Source organism: Paenibacillus silvae, assembly GCF_014639235.1.
Classification (GTDB): domain Bacteria; phylum Bacillota; class Bacilli; order Paenibacillales; family Paenibacillaceae; genus Paenibacillus; species Paenibacillus silvae.
Genome location: NZ_BMFU01000002.1, coordinates 1,084,757 through 1,096,435 on the forward strand (window position 1 = coordinate 1,084,757; position 11,679 = coordinate 1,096,435).

The 11,679-nt window shown below is 48.9% G+C and carries 11 protein-coding genes; 4 read left to right on the forward strand and 7 right to left on the reverse strand.

Going from position 1 to position 11,679, the window contains the following annotated elements:
- Positions 1 to 28 precede the first annotated feature (28 nt).
- Both IEW26_RS10595 and IEW26_RS10600 read right to left on the reverse strand, forming a co-directional pair.
- Positions 29 to 2,203, reverse strand: coding sequence for an MMPL family transporter (locus IEW26_RS10595; RefSeq protein ID WP_188592343.1), 2,175 nt, complete (start codon positions 2,201 to 2,203; stop codon positions 29 to 31).
- A gap of 194 nt (positions 2,204 to 2,397) precedes the next feature.
- Positions 2,398 to 3,018 (reverse strand): flavin reductase family protein, encoded by a 621-nt coding sequence (locus IEW26_RS10600; protein WP_188592344.1) that lies wholly within the window; start codon positions 3,016 to 3,018, stop codon positions 2,398 to 2,400.
- A 211-nt stretch (positions 3,019 to 3,229) separates the two neighbouring features.
- Between IEW26_RS10600 and IEW26_RS10605 the strand changes: the two genes are divergently transcribed.
- Complete coding sequence (locus tag IEW26_RS10605; RefSeq protein ID WP_188592345.1) at positions 3,230 to 3,868, forward strand: hypothetical protein; 639 nt, start codon at positions 3,230 to 3,232, stop codon at positions 3,866 to 3,868.
- A gap of 213 nt (positions 3,869 to 4,081) precedes the next feature.
- Here the strand turns inward: IEW26_RS10605 and IEW26_RS10610 are convergent, their stop codons facing one another.
- Both IEW26_RS10610 and IEW26_RS10615 read right to left on the reverse strand, forming a co-directional pair.
- Positions 4,082 to 5,320, reverse strand: coding sequence for a multidrug effflux MFS transporter (locus IEW26_RS10610; RefSeq protein WP_188592346.1), 1,239 nt, complete (start codon positions 5,318 to 5,320; stop codon positions 4,082 to 4,084).
- A 102-nt stretch (positions 5,321 to 5,422) separates the two neighbouring features.
- Positions 5,423 to 6,169, reverse strand: a complete 747-nt coding sequence (locus IEW26_RS10615) for a GTP pyrophosphokinase (RefSeq protein ID WP_090921112.1) — start codon at positions 6,167 to 6,169, stop codon at positions 5,423 to 5,425.
- A 175-nt stretch (positions 6,170 to 6,344) separates the two neighbouring features.
- Between IEW26_RS10615 and IEW26_RS10620 the strand changes: the two genes are divergently transcribed.
- On the forward strand, positions 6,345 to 7,076 hold the full coding sequence (locus tag IEW26_RS10620; protein WP_188592347.1) for a YoaK family protein: 732 nt from the start codon (positions 6,345 to 6,347) through the stop codon (positions 7,074 to 7,076).
- Positions 7,077 to 7,134: 58 nt separating this feature from the next.
- Here the strand turns inward: IEW26_RS10620 and IEW26_RS10625 are convergent, their stop codons facing one another.
- Positions 7,135 to 8,037 carry a LysR family transcriptional regulator gene (locus IEW26_RS10625; protein ID WP_188592348.1) on the reverse strand — a complete coding sequence of 301 codons (903 nt, stop codon included), beginning with the start codon at positions 8,035 to 8,037 and terminating at the stop codon, positions 7,135 to 7,137.
- A gap of 130 nt (positions 8,038 to 8,167) precedes the next feature.
- On the opposite strand from IEW26_RS10625, the gene IEW26_RS10630 reads away from it, so the two are divergent.
- Both IEW26_RS10630 and IEW26_RS10635 read left to right on the forward strand, forming a co-directional pair.
- Entirely contained in the window at positions 8,168 to 8,881 is a 714-nt protein-coding gene (locus tag IEW26_RS10630; RefSeq protein WP_145402580.1) for an O-methyltransferase, read from the forward strand.
- Positions 8,882 to 8,958: 77 nt separating this feature from the next.
- A complete protein-coding gene (locus IEW26_RS10635) occupies positions 8,959 to 10,296 on the forward strand; it encodes an MFS transporter (RefSeq protein WP_188592349.1) in 1,338 nt (445 codons plus the stop codon).
- Between the two features lie 232 nt (positions 10,297 to 10,528).
- Here IEW26_RS10635 and IEW26_RS10640 read toward each other — a convergent pair whose 3' ends face one another.
- Positions 10,529 to 10,795, reverse strand: a complete 267-nt coding sequence (locus tag IEW26_RS10640) for a YkgJ family cysteine cluster protein (RefSeq protein ID WP_188592350.1) — start codon at positions 10,793 to 10,795, stop codon at positions 10,529 to 10,531.
- Between the two features lie 32 nt (positions 10,796 to 10,827).
- Positions 10,828 to 11,676: a chemotaxis protein gene (locus IEW26_RS10645; protein ID WP_188592351.1), complete on the reverse strand. Its 849-nt coding sequence runs from the start codon at positions 11,674 to 11,676 to the stop codon at positions 10,828 to 10,830.
- Positions 11,677 to 11,679: the final 3 nt, after the last annotated feature.

An 11,679-nucleotide genomic window follows, 5' to 3' on the forward strand; every position in this document is an offset into this window, starting at 1 on the left:
AGGCTTCAGGAATACCTTTATAATCTGATTATTGTTTTCGATGCGTTTCGATCCGACCAGGCAGCCACCAGTTCCATCTCCCCATCAATTTCATCAAAGACGGAACAAGCACCAGACGGATCAGCGTCACATCGATGAGTACGGCTGCCGTGATACCGATGCCCAGCTGCCTTACCCCTTCCACTTCTGCAAAAGCAAACGGAACCGTTACAGCCAGCAGAATGCCTGCAGCTGATGTAATTAAACGCCCTGTAGAAGCCAGCCCATGCTGAACAGCCAGATCGCTCTCCCCCGTCTGTCTATAGACCTCCTGAATACGGCTTAGCATAAAAACACCGTAATCCATAGATATACCAAATACCAGTCCTGCGATAAATACCGGAATCATAATGGCAACTGCAGAAGGCTGCATCCCGAGATGACCTTCATTAAATACCCACACCAGTATACCGAATGCAGCGGCCAGACTGAGCAGGTTCATGAGAATGGCTTTTAACGGGATGAGCAGTGAACGAAAGGCCAGAAGCAGCACCAGATAATTACTTACGATTACAAATACAAGCACTTTCGGCAGCCGCTGAAAAACCTCCTGCATAATCTCATCCTGATCTACCGCCTCACCGCCGTAACGAACCGGAATACCTTGCGACCCGGCTGTCACATCAGCCGCTCTCGCCTGCCTCAGCCAGTCTTTGACCTCGTCTGAACCTGGCTCGCCTTGTACAGCAATCGTCAATTGCATAAAGGAACCCGAAATATTCCACACAGCTTGAACAGGTGTTACCCTTGAGTCCTGCTGCAGTTCATGTAATTTGATAGCAGCCTGTCTGACATGAGAAGCTGTTAACGGTTGTCCTTTTTCACCTATTACGATATCCATGACCGACATCCGTGCCTGACCAAAATTACGTTGTATCTGCTCCGCTGCCTGGCGTGACTCCATTGTGGCAGGTAAGGAAGATGCATCAGGAACCGCGAGCTCCATTCGTGTGACTGGAAATACACACCATAATAAAAGCGTAGTGCCTGCGAGCCCCATCCATACGGGGTGTTTCATAACCATCGCTGACCAGCGGTGCCAGAAGCTGCCTTCAAGCCCTGCCTTCGCTGCTGATGCGTGTGTACTGCTGTTTTTTAATAAAAAGCTTTTGAAAATCCGATCTGCATTCAGTGAAAGAATGGCAGGCAGCAGGGTTATATTTAACAGCAAGGCCAGGATGAGTACGATGATGGCTCCAAGGGATACACTTAGAAACATAGGCAGTCTGATCCAGAGCAAACCCAGCAAACCGAGTAATACACAGGCAGCGGAGAATAATACGGCACGTCCGGCTGTGCGGAAGGTTTGCTGAAGCAGCTCGCGATGAATCGCGCTGTCGCTCCCTATATGAAAATGACCTTCTCTTGCATAAACGCGCTGCAACTCTTCCCTGTACCTGCTCAACATAATAAGTGCAAAATCAATGCTAAGCGCCATTCCGACCATTGGAATTACGTTAATAATAAAATTGGACAGCTCCAGATGATAACCAAGCAGAGCCGTAACCCCCATTGCTGTAATGACCGCACTGATGCCCATCATAACGGCAATACATGCCGCATAGAGCCCCCTGAATGCAGCACAGAGAACGATTAAAGCGATCGGCAGCCCGACCAACTCGGCCCGTTCCAAGTCTCGAAAGCTGAGCCGGTTCACATCCTGCTGCACGACATGCTTGCCGGTTAATTGAATGGTTCCCGGCTCACGCCCCGGCTCGTCCGATCTAATAAGCTCACGCAATTGCTTCAATACAGCCCCTATTCGATGCTGCTCAACATTCATATGAAGCAGTGCATAAGCCTGACCTTCATGCAGCATCCTGCCTTGGGTACGAGCATCCAGGGGAGAGATCACCGCGGATATGGCTGGCAAGGTGCGGACAGTGGCAAGAGATTCTGTAAGCCACTTCCTGAACACCTTGACCGAGGTATCCGGATGTTTATGAAACAGCAGCACAACCGGATCAGGCGGCGAATCAAACTCCTGCTCCATGATCTGCTCTACAGCTTGCGCTTGCCCCTGAACCAGCTTTAATCCATGATCCTGAACAATATAAGGCAGCTTCCAAGCCCAGACGGCTGACATCCCGATGACAAACACCCAGCCGAGAATAATCAACCGTGGATATCGGCTGATGAGGGCAGCAAGGCTCCGATATCCCATACCGCAACTCCTCTGCAACCAAAATAAAATGATTCTGCGTTATGAACAGAATGACATGTGCTTTGTGTAGTACAAGTCTATTCCATCTGAAACAGAATTATGTTTCTGACGAAGTCCCGGAACACAAACAGCCCCATATGCATTACTGCACACGGGGCATCGTCTATTTGCTATGATAAGTCACCTGTCCTGTTCTACTCAGGCCGAATGACGGTGAATCGCTCACCAAGCTTGGCATAGTCATTACCCGCCAACCGACTGACCGGCTTCAAATGATCCATCAGAATATAACCTTTGTCCGCTCGGTAGACCTGTTCGCTGAAATGATACTGCACAATCCGCACCAGAAGCAGATCGGCCACTGGCAGACCTTCATCATTCGAGATTGGAATATGCTGATAGAGCTTGCATTCCATACGAATCAAAGCCTCCTGAATTCCAGGTACAGAGACAACTGAGCTTGGAACCGTCGTTAGCCTGGTGCGTTCCAGCTCACTTTCATGGGGCTCCAGAATGGCTGCTGTCTCATTCACTTCATTAATAATATGCTCATCGCAAATATGCACCACCAGTTCATGATGTGCAAGGATGTTGCGCGCAGTATCTTTCATGATACCATTTTTGCGTCCGACCGAGATTGACAAAAGCGGAGGATCAGAGCTGACCACATTAAAAAAGCTGAATGGGGCCGCGTTAACTACCCCATTATCGTCGGATATCGTTGTAACAAAGGCGATTGGGCGCGGTACGACAGATCCACTCATCAATTTATAGTTATCTTTGGCTGTAATCTCTTCCGGGTTCAATGAATACATATGTAAATCCCCTTTCCTGCTGCTGGTACGTTGAATATGTGCTTCTTTTTCTTCCTTCTTCATCGTTATTATATATGCATATGGAGCAAAAGAACAAAAAAATCATGCCATAAGTTTATCCCTCATGATATCCTGCTTCCTGCAATCACACATGGGCCAATGCCGCCATATGCTGATGGCAGAATACGATGACAGGAAGGATGTTCTTGATATGAATTATGGGTATCTCCCTTATGCAGAATATTGTGGCTGCGGTTATACTGACGAGCGGTCATTTCAATTGCCTCCGATCTTTCCCGGTGGAGGAAGCATTCCAGGTGGTCAGACTCCGCCAGGCATTCCCGGGGGCCCGGGCTCATACCCTCCATTTATTCCAGGCGGCGGGGGCGGCACACCTCTCGGTCCTTATTTTCCGGGACCTGGACCGGGTCCGGTACCGGGCCCGTTTCCCGGTCCAGGTGGCGTACCTGCACAGCTCGCCCAAGGGAATCTGCCCTCATTGCTGAGTGCGTATCCTCGTCCCGTAGGTCAGCCGCCAGCTGAGATGTTATTTTTATACAACCTGATCAAAAGCAGCCCCGGCCTGCTCCCACTCTTTATCCAGCAGCAGCCTCAGAATCTGACTCAAGCAGTTCAATTTGCCCAAACTGGCGCAGCAGCCCCTCGTGATCAGGAGCAGCGTGTTCTGCAAAACTTCTGTTATAACCGCTGGTCTCTGGTATTTACCTATAATGATGTATATTTAATGTGGCCTGCGGTGAACCTGTTCGGCTTTGTCGTTGGTTACTTCTATCCGTTCCAGACTCCGGGCATTTTGTTGAATACGCAAATATTGTTTGCCTTATGTTAGAGTTAAACCAATTGAAGCTGCATAGAAATATGACGTTTACACGTATCACTCCGATGGCAGAATAACCTTCCAATCGCTGTTATCCCCACATTTTTCTATCCTCTCCGTTAAAGTGTAAATAAGTAGTTCACAAGCTTAACTTTACCGGCATATAAAAACCGCCCGCATGGACGCAGCTGCATCCATGCGGGCGGTTCTGATTAAGCCTTGGCATTACACTACAGCAGGAGTGTTCTGCTCAGATTTACTTTTCCCAATCATAACGAAGTACAGACCCAATGCTCCCAGATCCGCACAGGCAATCACAATGCCCATCGGCACAGCCGTATGTTCCCCTCCAAGACCGACAAGTGGAGCCACGATGCCACCAAACAAAAAGGTCATGACGCCGATCAGTGCTGATGCGCTTCCTGCCGATTTGGCCTGATTCCCCATAGCAAGCGCAAACGAAGCTGTATTAATCAACCCGACACTGGAGACAACCAGAAATAACGGAATAAGTACAGTAATCAGTCCGCCTCCAGCCAGGATGGAGAACAGCAGGGATGTTCCTCCAATAGCTGCTGTAATCAGACCCGCAATTAACAAGCGTGTTTCTGATACTTTACCCGCGAGTCGTCCTGCAATCTGACTGGCAAGAATAATGCCTAATCCATTCACAGCAAAGCATACACTGAACATTTGCGGCGACACACCATATATTTTCTGCAAAACAAACGGTGAGCCCGATATGTAAGCAAACATGCCTGCGGCTGCAAAACCTTGTGTAAGTGCGTACCCCATAAAACGGCGATCTCTGATGAGTTTGCCAAACGTCAGCAGTGTTTGCTTGAGCCCCCCGCTGGATCTTCGATGAACAGGCAGGGTCTCGCCCAGTCCAAAGATCACGGCCAGAAGGGCCATTATACCGATCAGACTGAGCAAAATAAATACGGCACGCCATGAGGCGTAAGCCAGCACTTGACCTCCAATAATCGGCGCCGCAATCGGTGCCACCCCGTTAATAAGCATGAGCAGAGAGAAAAAACGAGTCAGCTCAGGTCCTTCGTACATATCTCTGACCACGGCACGTGAGATGACAATGCCTGCAGCCCCGGCCACTCCCTGAACAAATCGCAGTACAATAAATGAGCCCATCGTCGGGCTGACTAGGCATAATACAGACGCAAGGGTGTACAGGACAAGTCCGGCAATAAGCGGTATTCTGCGTCCTCTTACATCACTTAATGGTCCCGCAAGCAGCTGCCCAAGCGCTAGCCCGATCATACAAGCCGTTAAACTGAGCTGGGCATAAGAAGCAGACGAACCAAATTCGTCCGCCAGGCCTGGCAGGGCAGGAAGGTACATATCCAGAGACAGCGGTCCGAATGCGGAAAGAGTCCCGAGAATGAGCGCCATTCTCATACGCCGCGGCGCAGCGTGGGGCTGTAGTGAAGCTGAGTTACTTTTCATCCCAAAAACAATTCCTTTTCTTTCAAGTTGAGTTATTCTGCAATTTTCGTCTTTTTAGTTCTCTGCATCTTAAGTGTTTCAGTTCTCTCCATCTTGCTTATTTCAGTTCTCTCCATCGCCTAACAATCGGAGCAAATTGTTTGGCAATGTAAATTGTTGATTATTGATAATAATACGGCGTAATTCTTCTTCATCCCGCTCATTCTCGGCGTCTTTGATCTCCTGAATCTCCCGGTGCAGTCGTTCCATCTGATGATCCAGCGCATTGGCCGAATCAGCTGCACTTTTTAACTCTCTAGTTAAATGCTCGGGCACATCCTTGTTATATTTGTAAAAGATTTTGTGCTCAAGGCTTGCCCAGAAGTCCATCGCAATGGTACGAATCTGAATCTCCACACATGCGCGTTCCTCGCCATTGGACATGTATACCGGGACTTCAACGAGCAGATGCAAGCTCTGGTAGCCGTTCGGCTTCGGATTCTGGATGTAATCCTTCACTTCAAGCACACGCAGATCACTCTGATTGCACAGCATATCCTTGATCCGGTAAATATCGGAGATAAATGAGCATGTAATCCGCACACCGGCAATATCTTTAATATTTTGCTTGATGCTTTCGAATGTCAGCTCATGGTTTTTGCGAAACATTTTATTCATGATGCTCTCGGGAGACTTCAATCTCGACTTTGTATGTTCAATCGGACTGTAATCATGCAGTGACTGGAACTCCTCTTTGAGCACTTCGATTTTGGTTTCCATCTGATCCAGTGCAAATTTATAAATCATCATAAATCTGGTAATTTCGTATTTGAATTTCTTGAACTGGTCGATCGGATGTGGTGCATTCATCATCAGTTTCTTCCTTTCTTCTCACATGTCATCCATACCATTATAAATCATCTCACCCGAATAAACGAATTTATGGTCATGCAATTACCTGCGTATTAGAATTTGCATTTTGATGAAGGCAGTAATATCACTGTATACTGAAGGTGTTACTGTTTACCTGAAAGGACGGAACACGATGAAACAGAACCTTCTTCAGAAATACGCCATCCTGCTGCTCTGTATGTCTGCCGGTATGGCAGATGTTATTGGCTATCTTGGACTGGGACACGTACTTACAGCCAATATGACAGGAAATATTGTACTGCTTGGCATTGCGATTGCCCGCGCTCAGGAGTTTGTCGTATTGCGTTCACTGCTTGCGCTCCTCGGATTCATCGCAGGTAACGCCATCGCCGCCCATATGATCGGACATGTCAAAACAAAGAATGGGTGGTCACCGCGAGTCACAGCCGTTCTAACCGTCGAAAGTATATTGCTTCTGCTGTTTGCTATTCTCATGATTACACCGCTCGCCGGGCAATTCTCAACCCTTCTCATTGTGCTTCTGGGGATAGCAATGGGCATGCAGACTACAGCAGCGAGACGGATCGGCATCGCAGGCATCTCCACCACGGTACTTACCAACAATCTGGCCGCGGTTGTTGAAGATGCTGTAAGCATTTTTCACCGAATGAAACACGTCAATGTTCGCTCATTAGCCAATTCGTTATCAGCAGACTCTTATCTGCGTGCAGGTGCGGTTGTGATCTACCTGGGCGGTGTCATTCTAGCCGCACTTCTTTTCCATCATATTCCAATGGTGGCTGTCTGGATTCCGGTACTTGTCGTTGCCGGAGTAACACTTCAAGCACGAATCGCCGCCTGGGGCAAGGGGGAGCACTTGGAGAGCGATGCAGATAAGCACTAACGGCTGTTACCTTATAAGATGACACGTGAATGAAGCAGATGGGCAGTGTACTAAACGTTCATTCCTGCTGCATCACACGTGACTCCTGTCTGATCCACTGCACAAGCTGACTTGCGGCTGGTGACAGCTTCTCTCCTGCCCGTGTACAGATGGCTATCGTATTCTGAAGCTGCACGTCATCAACGAACACCCGAGCAAGTCTGCCTTGCTGGACATCTTCCCTCACAACAAGAGACGAGATGAAATTCGCACCATAACCTGCCTTCACTGCGCTGATCGTTTCATTCAACCCATCGAATTGAAGCGCAATCCGCGGGGACGGCAGGTTATTGTTGGTGCACAGTGCAGCTAACCGTTCGCGGGTTGCACTGCCTTGCTCACGCATAATAAATGGCTCGGCCACCATCTGATGCAGCGGAATCGTTTGGCCCGCATAAGCATGGTCCGGATGCACCACAAACCACATTTCATCTTCAAACAGCTTATCCCAATGTACCCCCGGATGGCTGACCCCACTCCCTCCATAGATTGCAATCTCTGCCTCGTAGCGCAACAGCTGGTCAAATGCCATCTGTGTGTTGCTTGTGCTCACGATAATTTCCACATCTTCATGTGCCTGCTTGAAGCGGGCAATCCAGCTGGGCAGCAAAAAATTGGAGGGCAGGTACGTTGCCGACAAACGAATCAAACCTTTCCTGCCCTGGATCATATCCTCGACGAAAACCTCCACTTCCTGCTCCAGCATAAATAAACGCTCGGCATACGTTATTAATTGTGTACCTGCGTCTGTGAGCACCAGTTTTCGCCCTTCCGACACAAACAGCTGAATGCCAATCTCACGCTCAAACCGCTTTACCTGTGAAGATACAGCAGGTTGGCTAATGTTAAGCTCCTCCGCAGCCCGGGTAACTCCGCCGTAACGTACAATGGCGTGAAACAAGCGTAATCCGTGCAGATTCATTTCTTTTCACCTCGACACATAACTTAATTATATATTTACATACAAATTATATATTTTATTTATACAAAAATCTCGATTATAGTTCAATTATAAGCAAACCAATATCAGCAAGTGGAAAGGAAGAGGTTAGATGAGTACAAACCATTGGAACAGCAGCAGCCCTCAGTCAATGATATGGAGTCAAGTGGATGACTATATGAACGAGCTGCTTATCCCGGAAGACAAAGCTCTGGAGGATGCATTGCAGGCCAACGCTGAAGCAGGATTACCCTCATATGATGTCACGCCAAATCAAGGTAAATTTCTTCAATTGCTGCTGCAAATCCAGGGAGCTTCCCGGGTGCTGGAGATTGGCACATTAGGCGGATACAGCACCATCTGGATGGCCAGGGCGCTGCCGGAGCATGGACGAATTGTTACCCTGGAATCCGAAGCCAAACATGCAGCGGTTGCCGAGTCCAATCTGACCCGAGCCGGATTAATGCATAAAGTGGACCTTCGTACTGGACCAGCACTTGCAACCCTTCCCGATGTGAAAGAAGACTACCCTGAACCGTTTGATCTGATTTTTATTGATGCGGATAAACCCAGCAACCCGGATTACCTGAGATGGGCTTTACGCTTGACACGTCCGGGCAGCCTGATTATCGGAGATAACATCGTCAGGGACGGAGAAGTCATCCATGCTGCAAGCACGGACCCACGGGTTCAAGGCGTTCGAACCTTTCTTGAACATATCGGCAATCACCCTAGACTTGAAGCGGTAGCCCTGCAAACGGTAGGCTCGAAAGGCTACGACGGTTTTGTGATGGCACGTGTCACCGATGCTCCTCTGACAAAATAAACAGTGGTCAATTCTTCCGCAAATCTGCCTTTCCTGTTAAACTTGAATGACTGCAAAGGCAGACTGGAGGGAATCACTTGAGAGCTTTACGACAGATACAGGTTGAGATTAGCGGATGGACCCGCAATATTCAGCTTTTCTTTCTGGCAAGTCTGCTGTATCAGATCGGAAACGGCATGTTCTCGGTCCTGTACAATCTGTACATTCAGGGACTGGGCTACGACGACACGATGAATGGTCAGATTGTCAGCATCCAATCCCTGGCTACAGCAATGATGTTTATTCCTATCGGCTTCAGCGGTGACAAGTTCAGCCGCAAAAAGCTGTTGATCATCGGAGCGCTGTTCAGCGGTGTATTCCTGATCGGGCGATCTTTCGATTATGCTTCGAGTGGACTGCTCTGGTTCGCTGTGTTATCCGGCTTGTTTGCCAGCGTTTTTCAGGTGCTGGCCATCCCTTATCTCGCGGAGAACATCAAAAAAAGCCAGCGCCTCAAGATGTTCAGCTATTACTCATCTCTGGTGCTGGCATCACAGGTGCTCGGCAGCCTGGGCGGCGGGGTTCTTGCAGATTTGCTTCATTCGGCCGGAATGGCGAAGGTGACCAGCCTGCAAACGGTACTGTTTCTTGGCGGAGCGGCAACACTTGCCGCCTTTATTCCACTGCTTTTTGTAAGTGAAAAACAGATGCCGTCAGCAGAGACAGACTCTGCGCGATTGCGACACAAGATACAGCCCTCCGATACCGGGATTCAGGCAGAAGAAAATGCAAAGCATTCCGTAGTGTCAGCAAGTGATGAACGAGCCTTAAAAAGTCGGGATTCCAAGCTCATCGCTCAGTTTGTTATAACACAGCTGCTGATCGGTCTTGGCTCAGGACTGGTTGTACCGTATCTTAATCTATATTTTACGAATCGTTTCGCGGTATCGTTAAGTGGCATGAGCATTCTCATTGCACTGGGTCAGATTATGACCATTGTTTCCATGCTGATTGGACCCACCTTGGCTGCCAAGGTAGGCAGTGTACGGGCTGTCGTTATTTTTCAGGTGTTATCACTGCCCTTCCTGCTGTTAACCGGGTTTACAAACCTGCTTCTCGTTGCCTCTGTCAGCTTTTTGTTCCGGCAGGCACTGATGAACGCAGCCAATCCGATTCAATCCGCGATTCTGGTCGATCGGGTCTCGGACAAACGCCGCGGAATAGCCAACTCTATGATGCAGACTTCATTTATGATCGGTTGGGCCACGATGGGTCCTGTACAGTCTTATCTGGTTACCACATACGGAACATATTGGGGATATGCAGTCACCTTCAGCATTACCGGGAGTCTTTACGTCATCTCATCCCTGATGTATTTCTTCATGTTTAAGGAACCTCGACCATCCGCAGCTGCGCTTGACAGCCGGGCTTCATAGCAGGGCAAACGAAAAAGAGTATCCTCACTGTTCTGGCATAGCGGGATACTCTTTGCTATTGCTCAAATGTGTATTTGTGATCCGAATTACGTCGATAAGAGCCCCGACACAGATCACTTAACATGCTGCCAACAGCTTTAATCAGGCGTTTAAGCCAGTCCACATTCACGTCCCCTCTCATAAATATTAACATTCCATATTAAGTATAATTATCCTTTTACCCCAAAACAAGTTAATGAACTTTTCCTGGTGCAGTTTGACGTTCCAGTTGTGCCAAAATAGTAAAGGCCTCCTGATTTGTGCTGCCGCACATCTCTTCCTCGGCTTGCAATCCGCTGCATACAGCAGGGCGATCCGGCTGTCCGAATATACGGCAGCGATTATCCTCCGTCAATTGTACACACCGCGCCCCGGCCGGTTTGCCTTCAGGCATACCAGGAATCGGTGATGAGATGGAAATGGCTATACAACATGCGGCACAGCCAGCCCTGCATTCCATGATGTTTCCTCCTTCTATTTTATATCCTTCGCTCAACGGTTCACCCAAGTCCATGTTCGTGCCAGTCCTTGTGCAATTCTCAGATTCATACGCTCACTGGCAAAATACCCGCCATGACTTAGCGGATTCCAGCTCGTCGCCGGTCCGCCCACCCGAATCTCAATATCCTCCTTCACCGCAGCTGCATAAGCGGGGTCGATAGGACGCAGCGGATAACCTAAAATATCGTTTCGTTCATAGAAATTGATCCATTCGCCCTCAAGCCCTGGAAAGTGCTGCGCGGCTTGTGAGGAAGGCACTTGAATGGGCCTGCTGAAATCATCATAACGCAGGCTCCACAAGGGCAGCGTTGTACCAAATGTATAAAAATTAGTCAGTGTATCCCCCCGCTCCAACGCGGCATTTACATCCATGATTTCAGGAATGCGGCTGGAAGACGGAAACTGCAAATCGTAGAAAAAATTACTCGCAATCACTGCCCCCAGACTATGAGCAATTACACAGAGCGGAGCTTCCGGTCCGTTCCGCTGTGCGAGTGCATGCATGGCCCGGCTCAACGTTCGATGTACCGCATCATAATTATGTCCCTGCTTCTCCACAGGCTGATACGCGACGGCATCTGCGAGATAGTGAATCACAAAGCGGCGCAAAGCTTGATAGTTCAGTCCCGGCGAGCGAACCAGCTGTTGAAACAAAGCCTCTTCCCGTTCCTCGAACACGTCGGCCCAGAAGACCGGTTCAATATCCAGCAGCTGTTCGGCAGCGCCTGGCTGCACCATAACCCGATCCATTTGTTTGCTCAAACAAGTGATCAGCTTGTCAGCATAATCCTCTTTTTGCATACCCAGTCCATGAATGACCATCACCGCTACCCGAGTCATGGC

Excerpts from the sequence above, each read along its gene's own strand:
- IEW26_RS10645 (WP_188592351.1), bottom strand. The coding sequence starts at position 11,676 with ATGACTCGGGTAGCGGTGATGGTCATTCATGGACTGGGTATGCAAAAA.
- IEW26_RS10640 (WP_188592350.1), bottom strand. The coding sequence starts at position 10,795 with ATGGAATGCAGGGCTGGCTGTGCCGCATGTTGTATAGCCATTTCCATC.
- IEW26_RS10595 (WP_188592343.1), bottom strand. The coding sequence starts at position 2,203 with ATGGGATATCGGAGCCTTGCTGCCCTCATCAGCCGATATCCACGGTTG.
- IEW26_RS10625 (WP_188592348.1), bottom strand. The coding sequence starts at position 8,037 with ATGAATCTGCACGGATTACGCTTGTTTCACGCCATTGTACGTTACGGC.
- IEW26_RS10610 (WP_188592346.1), bottom strand. The coding sequence starts at position 5,320 with ATGAAAAGTAACTCAGCTTCACTACAGCCCCACGCTGCGCCGCGGCGT.
- IEW26_RS10615 (WP_090921112.1), bottom strand. The coding sequence starts at position 6,169 with ATGAATGCACCACATCCGATCGACCAGTTCAAGAAATTCAAATACGAA.
- IEW26_RS10605 (WP_188592345.1), top strand. The coding sequence starts at position 3,230 with ATGAATTATGGGTATCTCCCTTATGCAGAATATTGTGGCTGCGGTTAT.
- IEW26_RS10630 (WP_145402580.1), top strand. The coding sequence starts at position 8,168 with ATGAGTACAAACCATTGGAACAGCAGCAGCCCTCAGTCAATGATATGG.
- IEW26_RS10600 (WP_188592344.1), bottom strand. The coding sequence starts at position 3,018 with ATGTATTCATTGAACCCGGAAGAGATTACAGCCAAAGATAACTATAAA.
- IEW26_RS10620 (WP_188592347.1), top strand. The coding sequence starts at position 6,345 with ATGAAACAGAACCTTCTTCAGAAATACGCCATCCTGCTGCTCTGTATG.